At 70.0% G+C, this 14,818-nt stretch carries 16 protein-coding genes and 1 tRNA gene; 8 read left to right on the top strand and 9 right to left on the bottom strand.

The features are described 5' to 3' along the window. Positions 1-62: 62 nt before the first annotated feature. From VF289_RS09505 to VF289_RS09480, 6 genes are all read right to left on the bottom strand, one after another. Positions 63-135, bottom strand: a tRNA-Ala gene (locus VF289_RS09505). A gap of 182 nt (positions 136-317) precedes the next feature. After that, on the bottom strand, positions 318-1,211 hold the full coding sequence (locus VF289_RS09500; RefSeq protein WP_330883434.1) for an inositol monophosphatase: 894 nt from the start codon (positions 1,209-1,211) through the stop codon (positions 318-320). Between the two features lie 160 nt (positions 1,212-1,371). Continuing rightward, positions 1,372-1,833 (bottom strand): FAD-binding protein, encoded by a 462-nt coding sequence (locus VF289_RS09495; protein WP_330883432.1) that lies wholly within the window; start codon positions 1,831-1,833, stop codon positions 1,372-1,374. Further along, entirely contained in the window at positions 1,817-2,416 is a 600-nt protein-coding gene (locus VF289_RS09490; protein WP_330883430.1) for a hypothetical protein, read from the bottom strand. The genes VF289_RS09495 and VF289_RS09490 overlap by 17 nt, the downstream gene beginning before the upstream one ends. A 148-nt stretch (positions 2,417-2,564) precedes the next feature. Further along, positions 2,565-3,464, bottom strand: a complete 900-nt coding sequence (locus VF289_RS09485) for a hypothetical protein (protein WP_330883428.1) — start codon at positions 3,462-3,464, stop codon at positions 2,565-2,567. A gap of 36 nt (positions 3,465-3,500) precedes the next feature. Further along, positions 3,501-4,127 (bottom strand): GNAT family protein, encoded by a 627-nt coding sequence (locus VF289_RS09480; RefSeq protein WP_330883427.1) that lies wholly within the window; start codon positions 4,125-4,127, stop codon positions 3,501-3,503. Between the two features lie 78 nt (positions 4,128-4,205). Here VF289_RS09480 and VF289_RS09475 point away from each other — a divergent pair, with 78 nt between their 5' ends. From VF289_RS09475 to VF289_RS09455, 5 genes are all read left to right on the top strand, one after another. After that, entirely contained in the window at positions 4,206-4,868 is a 663-nt protein-coding gene (locus VF289_RS09475) for a 5-formyltetrahydrofolate cyclo-ligase (protein WP_330883425.1), read from the top strand. Positions 4,869-4,942: 74 nt separating this feature from the next. Then, positions 4,943-5,266, top strand: coding sequence for an FmdB family zinc ribbon protein (locus VF289_RS09470; protein ID WP_330883423.1), 324 nt, complete (start codon positions 4,943-4,945; stop codon positions 5,264-5,266). A gap of 130 nt (positions 5,267-5,396) precedes the next feature. Further along, entirely contained in the window at positions 5,397-6,026 is a 630-nt protein-coding gene (locus tag VF289_RS09465) for an SAF domain-containing protein (RefSeq protein WP_330883421.1), read from the top strand. Positions 6,027-6,087: 61 nt separating this feature from the next. After that, entirely contained in the window at positions 6,088-6,519 is a 432-nt protein-coding gene (mscL, locus tag VF289_RS09460; RefSeq protein WP_330883419.1) for a large conductance mechanosensitive channel protein MscL, read from the top strand. 143 nt (positions 6,520-6,662) lie between these two features. Continuing rightward, positions 6,663-7,580, top strand: a complete 918-nt coding sequence (locus VF289_RS09455; protein WP_330883417.1) for an A/G-specific adenine glycosylase — start codon at positions 6,663-6,665, stop codon at positions 7,578-7,580. Positions 7,581-7,676: 96 nt separating this feature from the next. Here VF289_RS09455 and VF289_RS09450 read toward each other — a convergent pair whose 3' ends face one another. From VF289_RS09450 to VF289_RS09440, 3 genes are all read right to left on the bottom strand, one after another. Continuing rightward, positions 7,677-8,186, bottom strand: a complete 510-nt coding sequence (locus VF289_RS09450; RefSeq protein ID WP_330883415.1) for an amino-acid N-acetyltransferase — start codon at positions 8,184-8,186, stop codon at positions 7,677-7,679. Continuing rightward, positions 8,183-9,034, bottom strand: a complete 852-nt coding sequence (locus tag VF289_RS09445; protein WP_330883413.1) for a DedA family protein — start codon at positions 9,032-9,034, stop codon at positions 8,183-8,185. The genes VF289_RS09450 and VF289_RS09445 overlap by 4 nt, the downstream gene beginning before the upstream one ends. A 167-nt stretch (positions 9,035-9,201) precedes the next feature. Next, a complete protein-coding gene (locus VF289_RS09440; protein ID WP_330883411.1) occupies positions 9,202-11,784 on the bottom strand; it encodes an ATP-dependent Clp protease ATP-binding subunit in 2,583 nt (860 codons plus the stop codon). A 258-nt stretch (positions 11,785-12,042) separates the two neighbouring features. Between VF289_RS09440 and VF289_RS09435 the strand changes: the two genes are divergently transcribed. The 3 genes from VF289_RS09435 to VF289_RS09425 all read left to right on the top strand — a co-directional run bounded on the left by VF289_RS09435 (position 12,043) and on the right by VF289_RS09425 (position 14,719). Beyond that, positions 12,043-12,285 (top strand): DUF6458 family protein, encoded by a 243-nt coding sequence (locus VF289_RS09435; RefSeq protein ID WP_330883409.1) that lies wholly within the window; start codon positions 12,043-12,045, stop codon positions 12,283-12,285. 472 nt (positions 12,286-12,757) lie between these two features. Then, the gene (locus VF289_RS09430) at positions 12,758-13,711 is read left to right on the top strand and encodes a carbohydrate ABC transporter permease (RefSeq protein WP_330883407.1); all 954 of its coding nucleotides are present in this window, start codon (positions 12,758-12,760) and stop codon (positions 13,709-13,711) included. Positions 13,712-13,717: 6 nt separating this feature from the next. After that, positions 13,718-14,719: an ABC transporter permease gene (locus VF289_RS09425; RefSeq protein ID WP_330883405.1), complete on the top strand. Its 1,002-nt coding sequence runs from the start codon at positions 13,718-13,720 to the stop codon at positions 14,717-14,719. Positions 14,720-14,818 lie beyond the last annotated feature (99 nt).

Raw genomic sequence — 14,818 nt, 5'->3', positions numbered from 1 at the left:
CCACGCAAAAAAGCCTGAGCCGCGACATCCTCTCTCAAGGATGTCGCGGCTCAGGACATGGGTGGAGCTAGGGGGATTCGAACCCCCGACCTTCTCATTGCGAACGAGACGCGCTACCAACTGCGCCATAGCCCCGAAGTCGCTGAGCGACCTCGACAGATTAGCATCGCCGCGCTGGTGCTGTCGCCTCGGGGACGGGGCCTTGACGAAGGTCACAGCGCCGGCTGACCCGCGAAGGCACCACGGTCAGCGGCGAGTTCAGCACCGGGGTCAGCGCAGCCTTCAGCTCCGTGGTGGCCGCCGAGCGCCGTGTGGGTTCAGCGCGTCGCGGCGCGCAGCGCCTGGAGCTCGTCCTGCAGGGCGTCCAGCACCGGGAGCCGCTCCTGGCCGGTGCAGGCCACGTAGGCCGGCTGCAGGTGGTCGGGGCGCTGCACTCCTTCTGCGCCGGGCCAGGTGCGTACGGAGCCGCCTGCTCGGCGCACGATGTGGAAGCCCGCGGCGACGTCCCAGGAGTTGATCTGGGTCAGCGCCGTCGCATCGGCCCAGCCGGCCGCGACGTAGGCGAGCTCGATCGCGGCGGAGCCGAGGTGGCGCACCGCGGAGACGGAGTCCTCCAGGGCACGCAGGCCGGTGCCCGCGAACTCCGGGAACTGCGCGCCCGTGCGCTGGCCGGGGAAGCCGGAGAGCACCAGGGCATCCGCGGAGTCGCGGGTGGGACGCGGGCGCAGCGGGCGGCCGTTCAGGGTCGCATCGCCGTCGGCTGCGGCGAAGACCTGGCCGAGCACCGGGGCGTCGATCACCCCGGCGACCAGCTCGTCGTCCACCGCGACCCCGATCGAGATGCAGAACAGCGGCAGCCCGGCAGCGAAGTTGCTGGTGCCGTCGATCGGGTCGACGTAGAAGCTCACCACCGGCTCTGCCCCCTCGTTCCCGTCGGCCGGCTGTTCGGCGGGGCGCTCACCGCCCTCCTCACCGACGATGCGGGCGGTGGGCAGCAGTCGGCGCAGCTCGGAGACGATGATCTCCTCGCTCGCCCGGTCGTGCTCGGTGACGATGTCGTGGCTGGAGGTCTTGTACTCGCGCGCCAGGCCGTCGCGGTCCAGGCCGCGCAGGTAGTCGGCGGCGGCGGAGGCCGCGGCGAGCGCGATGTCCAGCAGGTGCGAGGGCGACGGGACGGCGGCGGGCGAGGGACGGGGCGCGTTGGTGTTCATCGCCGCCAGGCTAGCCCGCACCGCACGGGCCCGGGCGGACGGACGGTGTGCGGACAGTCGCCGCCCGGAGATCACCGGATCATCCCTCCGACGCACCCGCCCTTCACCCCGCCATGCCGAGTGCTGCCCGCTCACCCCAGCAGATGCCGCAGGTACGGGCTCATGAACAGCTCGTCGGGGTCGGCGGCCTGAGGCGGTAGGCGGGCACGCACTGCAGCGTGACCTCGAGGACCACTCCGATCGTGCCGAGCCCCAGGCGGGCGGCCTCGAAGAGGTCGGGGTCCTGGGTGGGTGAGGGGTCCAGCACGGACCCGCCCACCAGGCCCTGGTAGCCATCGAGGCTGAGCGTGATGCCGTCGGTCACTGCGAGGGCGGAGAAGGAGTGACCGCCGCCGAGCACCCTCAGGGAGCAGCCGCGGGCTCGGGCCGCCTGCGCCGCCGGGACCACGCCGTCCTGCGAGGTGGCGGCAGCACCTGCCGCGGAGTCCAGCGTACGGCTCCGCTCCAGGTGCGCAGCGGGGTGGTGCTCGTCCTCATCGGCCGCTCCTTCGAAGCTCGGTGGCAGGCGGTGTTCGGGGAGAGCAGGGTTCCGTGGCGGGCAGGGTTCAGAGGAAGGCTGCACCCTCGCCGCGATAGGTAGGCAGGGATCCTGTGCTCTCCTCGCCCTGCACGAGGACATAGGCACCGAAGTGCTCGGCGGGCTCTCCCGCCCTGGCGGGGCGCAGCCAGACGGTGTCCCCGAGGCGGAGATCGTCGTCCGCGGGACCGAGGACGTGGGTCTGGACCTCTCCCGCCGCCTCCTGCGGGGCGAAGGCGAGCCCGGGTGGGTGCGCGATGGTGGGCAGACGGTCCGCCGCCGGTGCCCCGCTGGCGATCCAGCCGCCGCCGAGCAGGGTCGCGACCCCGGGAGCCGGCCTGCGCACCACGCTCACGCCGAGGTGGAGGGCGGGGAGAGGGGTGAAGTCCCGGGAGTGGTCGAACAGCCCGGGACCGATCAGCCCGGATTCGGCGGCGATCTCCGTGACGGCCTCTTCTGCGGCGGTGGACTCGATCGAACCGGTCCCGCCGACGTTGACGAACTCGAGCGCGATCCGGGTCCGACGCCCTCCGGTGCGGAGGTCAGCGGTGGCGTCCAGGATCAGGTGCAGCTGCGCGGTCTCGTCGACCATGAGCGTGATGGCGTCCAGGGCGTCCGCGTCGGCCATGAGGCGGCGCGGCGGGCGAGGTCCGCGGCATTGGCGTCGAAGGCGTCGAGATCGAGCACCGCGACCGGACGCTCGCGATACCCCTCGCGCTCGACCAGCTCTGCGAGGTCGGCGACCGCTCGAGCAGCACCCATGGAAGGGTCCGTGCTCAGGCCCGGCGGCGGGCGAGGATCTGATCGAGGTGCAGATCCTGCGCGGGCGCGAAGTCCTCGTCGATCGCCTCGAGCTCCTCGACGCGCTCGCCCTCCAGCGGCATCGAGTCCGCCAGCATGCTCTTGCGATGGGCCGCGTGGCGGCTGGCGAGGTCGTCGACCTCGCCACGCAGGGCGTAGGTGGGGCGGGGCACCGGGCGCGGCATCCACTCTCCGGCGCGGGAGACCTGCTCCGCCGCACGCTGGGTGGTCGTCTCGAGATCTTCCGGCTGTGCGCTCTGGACCGGGGCTGCGGAAGCGCGCTCCCCCGCCGTCACGGCCCCCGCCGTCACCGACGGGCGCTCGGCCGTGACTGCGCGACGACGCGCGGTCTCGGCCTCGGCGCGCTCCTGACGGGCGCGGCCGGCGGCACGGGTGCGGCGCGCCCGACGCTCGAGCTCGGCGCGGCGCAGGCCCACGAGGAACACGCCGACACCGACGACGGCGAGCACCGGTGCCCACCACCGGACGATCTCGACGGCGGCGAGGGCGACGAGCAGCCCGGTGACCGCCAGCAGAGCGCCCAGCACCACCCCGAGCAGACGGCGCGAGCGGACGCGCTCCTGGACGAGGTCGATCCGGGTGCCGGGATCGGCGTCGAAGCGCGGACGGCGCGTGGGATCGGCGGGGCGCAGGAGCAGTCGGTCCTGGGACATGGGCGGGTTCCCCTCGGTGGAGGTGCGGCGAGCGTGGACGGCTGCGGAGAGGTCCCGCGCCTGGGACGACAACTCGGCCTGGTCCGCCGCACGGGCACGACCCATCACTTCACGACGGCTCGCGGTGCGCGGCAGGGCATAGGCCAGCCACAGCAGCAGCAGGATGCCGAAGAGGACGGCTCCGAGGTTGATCGACTCCACACCGACACCTTAATGACACCGCTGTGATTCCCCTGGTCACGTTGTGGGCGTGTCGGGAGGAAACTCGCGCTGGAGTCGCCGCAGCATGCCCGAGCGAAGGCTCCCGGCGGCGGCCTCCTCCGCGGTGAGGGCGAAGACGAGATGGTCCCGCCAGTCCCCGTCGACGTGGATCGCAGAGCGGCGCATCCCTTCTGGGCGCAGGTGCAGCTTCTCGACCACCCGCAGACTCGCCGCATTCTCCGGGCGCACGGTGACCTCGATGCGGTGCAGGCCGAGCTCGGTGAAGAGGTGATCGATCAGCATCGCCGCAGCGCGGGGCACCACCCCGTTCCCGGCCTCGTCGCGTCCGATCCAGTACCCGAGGGCCGCCGAGCGCAGCGCGCCGTACTGGATGGGGCCGGCCGTGATCTGACCGGCCAGACGCCCGCGGACCGAGATCACCAAGGGCAGCGACGTCCCGAGCCGTGCCTGCTCGTTGCTCCAGCGTCGCAGGGTGCGGAAGTCCGGAGCCCGCCGCCCGTGCTCGGGATCGGTCGCATCCCAGGGGCGCAGCCACTCGGCGTTGCGCTCGCGCAGCCGTTCGAACGCCGCGCGATCGCGACGGCGCAGGGGCCGCAGAGTCAGCTCCCCGTCGTGCAGGGCCAGCGGCCACACATGAACCATCGCGTCATCGTAGACGGACCTGGGCCGGTTCCGTCCTCGCCGGCCCCGGGAGCCCGAGCACTGTGGGACTCTGGGGCCATGGACTCCGAGACGATGGCGTCACGCAAGCAGGAGCTGCGACAGCAGCTGCGGGCACGGCGGGCACGGGCCTACAGCGGGACCGAGGGCGCCGCGCGGCGGGCCGCTGAGGCCCAGCGGCTCCTGGTGCATGCAGAGCCCCTGCTCACCGAGGTGGAGGGGATGCTGCGTTCCGCGGCTGCGGCCCACGCCCCGGCTCCGCTGGTCGCCGCGTATCACCCGACGGCCTCCGAGGCGGATGTGCTCCCACTGGCACAGCGGCTCGCCCGCGCCGGCGCCCGCGTCGTGTTCCCGGCCGCCGCCGGGGTGGAGCTCGACTGGGTCCTCTGGGACGGCGACTCCGAGTTCCAGGACTCCCCCGGTCGCGGCTTCGGCAGGGAACCGGTGGGAGAGCGGCTCGGTTCGCGCGCCCTTGAACAGTCGGTGCTGGTGCTCGCCCCTGCCGTCGCGGTGGACCGCTCGTGCACCCGGATCGGACACGGGGCCGGATACTACGACCGCGCTCTCGGCACCGTGCCGGGCAGTGCCCGGGTCGTCGCCGTGATCCACCCGGACGAGCTGCTCCCGGCAGACTCGCTGCCCCGCGATGCGCACGACGTCCCGATCCCGGCCGTGCTCACGGCCGACGGGCTCGTCTCGCTGGTCACGTCCACCGCGTCCTGAGCGCTCATCGGTCGTACAATCAGCTCGGTCGCGCCCGCGCGGCCGAGCACATCGACCATCCCGGAGGATCCCGCGTGCCCACGTACGTCTACGCCTGCAAGAACTGCGGTCATCGTTTCGAGCAGTACCAGAGCTTCACCGAGGACTCCCTCCTCGCCTGCCCCGAGTGCGCTCAGGACACGCTGCGCAAGGTCTTCGACTCGGTGGGGATCGTCTTCAAGGGATCGGGCTTCTACTCCACCGATTCCGCGACCTCGGGCGCTTCGACCTCCTCGTCGGCCTCCTCTGCCTCGTCCGCGGAGAACAGCGGCGGCTCCTCCGAGTCGTCGACGTCGTCGGCCTCCTCCTCGAGCGAGTCCGGCGCCTCCAGCGCCCAGCCTGCCGCCGCGGCCTCCTGACCGACGGCCGATTGACCGACTGACCGGCTGACCGGCTGACCGACGGCCGACCGTTCCTCCCCAGCCCTCGGTCATCCACCGTCCATGCTGGTCGAGCCCTCAGGGCCTGCCGCAGGCCTAGCGTCGGAGCATGCTCTCCCGACTGCGTGCTCACGTTCCTCTCTGGCGCCGAGCGCTGCGTCGCCGGCGGCGCCTGCTCACCGCCCTGGTGGTCGCGATGCTCCTCGCCGCGCTGCTGCCCACGGTGCTCCCGCCCTCGGCCCGCGGTGTCGAGGTGGTGGTCTCGGCGATGCCGCTCGACGCCGGCACCGTGCTGGCCTCTGACCACCTGCGCACGGTGCGCGTCGCTCCTGAGCTGGTGCCCGAGGGGACCCCGCATCAGGCGGACCAGGTCCTGGGCCGCACCCTGAGACACCCGTTGCCGGCCGGCTCCCCTCTGTGGGGTGCCCTGCTCGAGGATCCCGGCGGCCCGTCGATCCCCGACGGCTCCGTGCTGATGATCGTTCCCGTGCCCGACGTGCTGTCTCCGCATCTTCGGCCCGGAACCCGGATCGAGCTGCTCTCGACGGATCCCACCCGCTTTGCAGGGTCGGGCGTTCCGGCGGAGGTGGTCGAGGTCATCGCGCCGGGATCGTCCTCTGTCGAGCTCGGCGGGGGCGAGGGGACGCCTCAGGCAGTGGTCACAGTCCGCCGAGATCGATCCGGAGAAGTCGCTCACGCTCTGGGGGTCGGCGGGGTGGTCGTGTCCGTGATCGGTTAGAGTCCCGATCGGACCGCGAAAGCGGGCCTCCTCACATCCCCGACCCCGTAAGGAAGACCCCATGAAGGGTTTCAAAGACTTCGTCATGCAGGGCAACGTCATCGATCTTGCGGTCGGTGTCGTCATCGGTGGTGCGTTCACCGCACTGATCGGCGCCTTCGTGGACAACCTGATCCAGCCGGTCATCAACGTGTTCGGCGGCGGCAATGTCAACGGCCTCGCCTTCAAGATCACCAATGACGCGACCCTCGTCGACATCGGCGCGATCCTCTCCGCGGTCATCGCGTTCCTGATCACTGCGGCGGTCGTCTACTTCGTCTTCGTGCTGCCGATCTCCCACGCGCGCAAGCTCGACCGCAAGCGTCGTGGCCTGCCCGAGGAGGAGGAGACCGCGGTCTCCGAGGACATCGTCCTGCTCACCGAGATCCGTGACGCGCTCACTGCGCACCGCGGCGGCACCACCCAGCCCGGCGGGACCACCCCGCAGGTCTGAGCATCATGGACGGTGCTGCGGCACCCTCATCCCCCGGCGCGGGCCTGGGCCGAGAGGCTCCGGCCCGCGCCGTTCGCGCATGCCCGGGCGAGGGGAAGGCGACCGAAGAGGTGACCGTGGAGTCCACCGAGAGATCCACCGAAATGTCCACCACCACGGAGGTCGTCCCTGTGAACGCCGCAGAGGTCGCTGCCGACCGCACGAGCATCGACGCGGTGATCACCTGGTTCACCAAGGCCGGGCGGGATCTGCCGTGGAGGCACGCTGACGTCTCCCCTTGGGCGATCCTGGTCTCCGAGGTGATGCTCCAGCAGACCCCGGTGGTGCGAGTGCTGCCCCGCTGGCAGGAGTGGATGCAGCGCTGGCCCACCCCGGCAGGTCTGGCCGACGCCCCGACGGCGGAGGTGCTGCGCTGCTGGGACAGGCTGGGCTACCCGCGGCGAGCTCTGCGCCTGCAGGAGTGCGCCCGGGCCATCGTGCGCGAGCATGGCGGGCAGGTGCCCCGCGGTGAGGAGTCCCTTCGCGCGCTGCCCGGCATCGGCGAGTACACAGCCGCCGCCGTCACCGCCTTCGCCCACCAGGGCCGTGCAGTGGTGGTCGACACCAACATCCGTCGAGTGCTGGCCCGCAGCCTGCTCGGTCGCGAGCTGCCGGACCGCTCCTACAGCGCTGCGGAGCGCGCGCTCGCCACTCGCAGCTTGCCCGCCGAGCGCACGCGCTCGGTGCAATGGAACCAGGCGGTGATGGAGCTGGGAGCACTGGTCTGCACCGCTCGGACTCCGCGCTGCGAGCAGTGCCCGCTGGCCGCGGAAGGCTGCGCATGGTTCGCCGCCGGCCGCCCGGCAGCGGCTGAAGGCACTCGTCGCCGCCAGCCGTTCGAGGGCACGGACCGACAGATGCGCGGGATGATCATGGCGCTGCTGCGGCGCGACGGCGCGGCCTCCGAGGAGTCGCTGCTCTCCCTCGACGTCGACGATCCGCGCCGGGTGGAACGCTGCCTGCGGACGCTGATCGTCGACGGCCTCGCGGTCCGGGACGGGTCGCAGCTGCGACTGCCCTGAGGGGCGCCGGAACAGGCGCTGAAGGTCGCCGAGGCAGCCACGCGGGCCCCGCAGGATCGGCTGCACGGGGACTGGCTCGGCGCTGCGGAACGTGGCTCAGCTCTGCGCGGCGAGAGACTTGATCATGCGTGTGTTGCCGAGGGTGTTGGGCTTGACCCGGGCCAGGTCCAGGAACTCGGCGATCCCCTCGTCCGGGGAGCGCAGCAGCTGGCTGTAGATGTCGGGGTCCACGGTCTCGCTCATGACCTCGAAGCCGTGCCGGCTGAAGAACTCGACCTCGAAGGTCAGACAGAAGACCCGCTGCAGGCCGAGCTGTTCGGCACGGTCGAGCAGGGCGTCCAGCAGCTGGTGGCCGAGACCGGTACCGCGCTGCTCCTCCCCCACCGCGAGGGTGCGCACCTCGGCGAGGTCCTCCCACATCACGTGGAGGGCACCGCAGCCGACGACCTCGCCGTCCCCGTCGACTGCCACCAGGAACTCCTGGACGGCTTCGTAGTAGGACACCAGGTCCTTGCCGAGCAGGATCCCCGTATGGGTCATCGGCTCGACGAGTCGGTTGATACCGCGCACGTCGGCGGGGAGCGCGGGACGGAGGGTGATGCTCATGCGGGGCTGTTCTCTCCCTGAGACGGGGTGCCCGGGGGCTCCGCCCCGGCGGCAACGGGCTCCTCCGCGGTGCCAGGCACCTTCTCGGAGACCGGCTCCTCCGAGGGGGCCAGGTTGTCCGACGAGGCCGACTCGTCCTCGGAGGCCGACCGGCCGGCATCGTCGGGCTCATCATCGAGGACGGCGTCCTGCGCCTGTCCTCGACGGGCAGCCCGCCTGTCGAGTGCCCGGTGGATGGCAGCGATGATCCTCTCCACCAGGAGGGCCATCACCACGGCGGCGATCAGCGCGACGGTGATCGCGAGCAGATGATGATCGGCGAACCACGCACCGGCGATCGCGCCGATCGCGCACGAGTACACGGCCCAGACGAAGGTCGACAGCAGCGAGCGGGGCCAGAAGTGCCGGTGCGGATAGTGCACCGCTCCCGCGACCAGGTTCACCGCGGTGCGACCGAAGGGGATGTAGCGCGCGGTCATCAGGAAGACCAGTGCGCGCTTCTCGAGCCCGCGCTCCGCGGTCTCGACCGCCTTGCGCCCCTTCCCCTCGCGCAGGAAACGGAACCGCTGCCAGCCCACCTTGCTGCCGATGAGGTAGCCGAGGTTGTCGCCGGTCCAGGCACCCATCCAGGCGGCCAGGCCGATCAGGATCAGCGAGGGCTTCCCCGAGGAGGACCACAGGGATGACAGGCTCACGATCGTCGACTCGCTGGGGACCGTCGGGAAGAAGCCGTCGAGCGCCGCGAAGAGGTACACGACGAGGTGGACCCACCAGGCGTCGGCGACGCCGAGGATCCACTCCTCCGCCTGTCCGGTCAGAGACAGCAGCCAGTCGATGGTGTCGCGCATGCTTCCTCTCCGCCGAGGTCCTCGGGGCGTCGTCGGGGCGTGTCAGAATCCTCGACGCGGGTGCACGGTCCCGGTCGGTCCGGGCCCGGTCCTGCTCATCTCCCGGCGGGGCACCGGGGTGGAACGGCGGTGCCGCCCCCCCCCGCGGGCAGGGCCGGCACCGGCGGTCAGGAGGCGCTGGCCTCTGCGCTGTCCGTGTCCGGGGCGCCGGCGCCGTCGGCATGAGTGACGTCCTCGGCCCGGGCCTGGGTCATCGACTCGACATCGACGACTTCGGAGATCTCCTCAAGCGCACCGCTCTCGCCGCGACGTGCGAAGGTCAGCTCACCGAGCAGGCCCTCCCCCTCGGCGTCGACGACGATCTCGTCGCCGACCTGGATCTGCCCGAACAGGATCCGCTCGGAGAGCGTGTCCTCGATGTCGCGCTGGATCGTGCGACGCAGCGGCCGGGCGCCGAGCACAGGATCGTAGCCCTTCTCTGCCAGGAGGCCCTTCGCGCCTGAAGTGAGGGAGAGGGACATGTCCTTGTCCCGCAGGCGGACCTCGAGCTTCGCGATCTCGAGATCCACGATCTCGACGATCTCCCGCATGGACAGCTGCGGGAACACCACCACGTCATCGACGCGGTTGAGGAACTCGGGCTTGAAGTGCTGCTTGAGCTCCTCATGGACCTTCGACTTCATCCGCTCGTAGTCGGTGGAGAGGTCACCGCCCGCGCTGAAGCCCAGCGAGACGCCCTTGGCGATGTCCCGGGTGCCGAGGTTGGTCGTCATGATGATGATGGTGTTCTTGAAGTCGACCACCCGGCCCTGGGAGTCGGTGAGGCGACCGTCCTCGAGGATCTGCAGCAGCGAGTTGAAGATGTCGACATGGGCCTTCTCCACCTCGTCGAAGAGCACCACGGAGAAGGGCTTGCGGCGCACCTTCTCGGTGAGCTGGCCACCCTCGTCGTAGCCGACGTAGCCGGGGGGCGAGCCGAACAGCCGCGAGGCCGTGTGCTTCTCCCCGAACTCGGACATGTCCAGCTGGATGAGCGCTTCCTCGTCACCGAACAGGAATTCGGCCAGCGCCTTGGCCAGCTCGGTCTTGCCGACGCCCGTGGGGCCGGCGAAGATGAACGAGCCGCCGGGACGCTTGGGGTCCTTCAGACCGGCACGGGTGCGGCGGATCGCACGGGAGATGGCCTTGATCGCCTCGTTCTGCCCGATGACCCGCTTGTGCAGCTCCTCCTCCATGTGGAGCAGCCGCGAGGACTCCTCCTCGGTAAGCTTCACGATCGGGATGCCGGTGGAGGCGGCGAGCACCTCGGCGATGACCTCTTCGCTGACCGTGGTCACGGCATCGGACTCGCCGTGGCGCCAGGCCTGCTCCTTGTCCTCGCGCTCGGACTTGAGCTTCTGCTCCTCGTCGCGGAGGCTCGCGGCGAGCTCGAAGTCCTGCCCGTCGATCGCCTCCTCCTTCTGCTTGCGCGTCGCCTCGATGCGGGTGTCGAACTCCTTGAGCTCGGGCGGCGCCGTGAGGCGGCGGATGCGCAGGCGAGCGCCGGCCTCGTCGATCAGGTCGATCGCCTTGTCCGGGAGGAAGCGGTCGTTGACGTACCGGTCCGCGAGATTCGCGGCGGCGACCAGCGCCGCATCGGTGATCGTCACCTTGTGGTGCGCCTCGTAGCGGTCGCGCAGCCCCTTGAGGATCTCCACGGTGTGGGCCACGGAGGGCTGGTCGACCTGGATCGGCTGGAAGCGGCGCTCGAGAGCGGCGTCCTTCTCGATGTGCTTGCGGTACTCCTCGAGGGTGGTCGCCCCGATGGTCTGCAGCTCACCTCGGGCCAGCATCGGCTTGAGGATGCTGGCGGCGTCGATCGCGCCCTCGGCGGCGCCCGCACCGACGAGCGTATGGATCTCGTCGATGAACAGGATGATGTCGCCGCGGGTGCGGATCTCCTTGAGCACCTTCTTCAGGCGCTCCTCGAAGTCGCCGCGGTAGCGGGAGCCCGCGACCAGGGATCCGAGGTCCAGCGTGTACAGCTGCTTGTCCTTGAGCGTCTCCGGGACGTCGCCGGCCACGATCGACTGCGCGAGGCCTTCGACCACGGCGCTCTTGCCGACGCCCGGCTCGCCGATCAGCACGGGATTGTTCTTGGTGCGGCGCGAGAGAACCTGCATCACGCGCTCGGCCTCCATCTCGCGCCCGATGACCGGGTCGAGCTTGCCCTCGCGGGCGGCCTGGGTGAGGTTGCGACCGAACTGGTCCAGCACCAGCGAGCCCGCAGGCTGACCCTCGGCGGGGCCGCCGGCGTTGGCCGGCTCCTTGCCCTGATAGCCGGAGAGGCGCTCGATGACCTCCTGGCGCACGGCCGAGGGCTCGGCCTTCAGGCGGGAGAGCACCTTGACCGCGGTGCCCTCGCCCTCGCGCAGCAGGCCCAGCAGGATGTGCTCGGTGCCGATGTAGTTGTGACCCAGCTGCAGCGCCTCGCGGAGGCTCAGCTCGAGCACCTTCTTCGCACGGGGCGTGAAGGGGATGTGGCCCGAGGGGGTCTGGTTGCCCTCGCCGATGATGTCGCGGACCTGCTCGCGCACGGCGTCGAGGGTCACGCCGAGGGCCTCGAGGGCCTTGGCGCCGACGCCCTCGTTCTCGTGGATCAGGCCGAGCAGGATGTGCTCGGTGCCGATGTAGTTGTGGTTCAGCAGGCGTGCCTCGTCCTGCGCCAGGACGACGACGCGGCGGGCGCGATCGGTGAAGCGTTCGAACATGAGTCCTCCCCCGTCAGGTGGTGGTGATGGATCGAGAGTACGCGGACCCGGGGAGGATTCCACGCCTGTTCGCCGCAGGCGTGACGGCTGCTCGTCGAGGGCATGTCGGCATGCGCCTCCCGGGCATCCCCGAGGTGCGCCGCGCGCTGGACCACGAGGCCTGGCACGCTCGACCTACCCCGCGGTCGACGAGCGGCCCGATCCCGAGCACTCCAGTAGCATGACGCGCATCACACCTTCGTGCGCAAGGAGCCACCTATGGGCGCCATCGTCGGCGGCATCATCCTCTTCGTCCTCGGAGCGATCGTCCGCTTCGCCCTCGAGGTCGACCTGCCCGGCGTGGATGGAGGCATGCTCGGCACCATCCTGATGGTCGCCGGCGCCGTCCTGTTCCTCGTCGGCCTGCTCCTCGCGCTGCGCTCGCGCAGGACCGTGGTGAACACGCAGAGCGCTCCGGGCCGCACGGTCTCCGAACGACGGGATCCGCCGGTCGACCCCTGAGCCTGCCCGTCCCCTCGAGCATGCCTCTCGCCGGGGACCGCCGGCAGGGGGAGCTCTGCGCACGAGGTGCCCGGCGCCCGAACAGTGGGCCGCCCAGGCACCCTCAGCCGCCTTCGAGTGCGCCCCTCGCCGGCGGCTCGACGATGTGCGCACGGCGCCCGTCGGGATGTCTTCACCACGGTCCCTCCCCGTCCGCCCGAACACCGAGCCCGCACGAGCCCGCCCTCGCCGCGAGCCCACCTCCCGGCGAGCCCGCCCACGACGCATGCGCTGCCACGCGCGAGGTCGGGCACCTCTCGAACCAACCGGCAAGTCCTAGGATGTCTAGTTGTTCGCAGACGTGTGATCAGTCGTGAACCGTGCGCCACCTGTACCGCCATGACCCCGTCACGGCCATCCGGTTGACATACCTGGGATCTTTCCTCAGTATGAGCATGTTCACCTCGACGACGAGGAACCCGGAAGGAATCGAATGGCGACCATCGCGCCCGTGGGACCATCGACAGCCCCCGCTGCCGAGAACCGACCCTCGCGCAGGATCAGGGAACCGCGCTCGGACCGCGTCCTCAACGTCGTGCTGCTGGTCGTGCTCAGCCTGTTCACGCTGACGATCATCTATCCGTTCGTCTACATCGTCAGCGCCTCGCTCTCCTCGCCGCAGGCGGTGTCCTCGGGAGAGATGTGGCTGTGGCCGATCGACTTCAGCCTCGACGCCTACCGTGCGGTGCTCGACTACCCGACGATCCCCCGCGGATTCCTCAACTCGCTGCTGTACTCCGGCGCGTCCATGCTGCTGGGCACCGCGATCACCATCGCCGGCGGCTACGCGCTCTCCCGCCGCGACCTGGTGGGGCGGAACATCATCACCTTCGCCTTCATCCTCACCATGATGTTCTCCGGCGGGATGATCCCGACCTACCTGGTCGTGAACTCGCTGGGCCTGCTGAACACGATCTGGGCGATGATCATCCCCACGGCGGTGAGCGTCTGGCAGCTGATCGTGACGCGCACCTTCTTCCAGACCACGATCCCCCACGAGCTGCTGGAGTGCTCCCGGATCGACGGCGCGAGCGACCTGCGGTTCTTCCTGCAGATCGCGATCCCGCTGTCGAAGCCGATCATCGCGGTGAACCTGCTGCTGTACGGCGTGGCGACCTGGAACTCGTACTTCAACGCGCTGATCTACCTCACCGACGAGGACCTCTACCCCCTGCAGCTCGTCATGCGGAACATCCTGCTGGAGAACTCCTTCGACCCCTCGAAGATGGCCAACGCCGATCCCGAGCGGATCCTGGCCATGCAGCAGCTCGCCGACAAGCTCAAGTACGCCCTGATCATCATCGCCTCGATCCCCCCGCTCATCGCCTACCCGTTCGTGCAGAAGCACTTCGTCAAGGGCATGATGATCGGTTCCCTGAAAGGTTGAGCGCACATGAGCTCGCAGCAGACCGACTTCGTCGACCAGCTCCGCGTCGATGACACCAAGCGCTCCCAGAAGACCTTCGCCCTCGACGGACAGCGCCGTGTCCCGCTGCGCACCCGGATCAAGAACTCCTGGCAGCTGTACCTGCTGGTGGCGCCCGCGATCATCTGGGTCGTGATCTTCGCGTACTGGCCCATGTACGGGATCCAGATCGCCTTCCGCAACTACACGCCCGTCGGCGGCATCACGGGCTCGGAGTGGGTGGGGTTGGACCACTTCACCCGGTTCGTCACGAGCCACAACTTCGGACTCCTGCTGAAGAACACCCTCGTGCTCGCCCTGTACGAGCTGATCGCCGGCTTCCCCATCCCGATCATCCTGGCCCTCGCGCTGAACGGCGTGCGCCAGAAGTACTTCAGCCGGGTCGTCCAGCTCATCACCTACGCCCCGAACTTCATCTCGGTCGTGGTCGTGGTCGGCATCCTGGTGATGCTCCTGGATCCGCAGACGGGGATCGTGCAGCACATGCTGAGCCTGCTGGGCATCCAGTCACCGGCGTTCCTCACGGATCCCGCCTGGTTCCGGCACACCTATGTCTGGTCCGGCATCTGGCAGACGGCCGGGTTCAGCGCGATCATCTACCTCGCCGCTCTCAGCTCGGTGCCGCCGGAGCTGCACGAGGCCGCAAAGGTCGACGGCGCATCGCATCTGCGCCGCATGTGGCACATCGACGTGCCTGCCATCCTGCCGATCGCCGTGGTGCTCATGATCCTCAGCGTCGGCTCGATCATGAGCGTGGGCTTCGAGAAAGTCCTGCTGATGCAGAACCCGCTGAACCTCACGGTCTCCCAGGTCATCGACACCTATGTGTACGAGGTCGGGCTGAAGAGCCCGATCCCCCAGTACAGCTACGCGACCGCCATCGGCCTGTTCCGCAGCGTGATCGGGCTGATCCTGCTCATCGCCGTGAACGCCTTCGCCCGCCGGACCGCCAAGGCCGGACTCTTCTGAGCTCACCCGGCGGGGCGGTTCGGCGGCCCCGCCCTCCCTGCGCCACGTCGTGCGGTGTCGTGGCGCCCTCGAACCGACCCCTTCGTCACCTCCGCCACG

Source organism: Brachybacterium sp., from assembly GCF_036379615.1.
Lineage (GTDB): Bacteria > Actinomycetota > Actinomycetes > Actinomycetales > Dermabacteraceae > Brachybacterium.
This window is presented reverse-complemented; position numbering and strand designations above follow the sequence as displayed.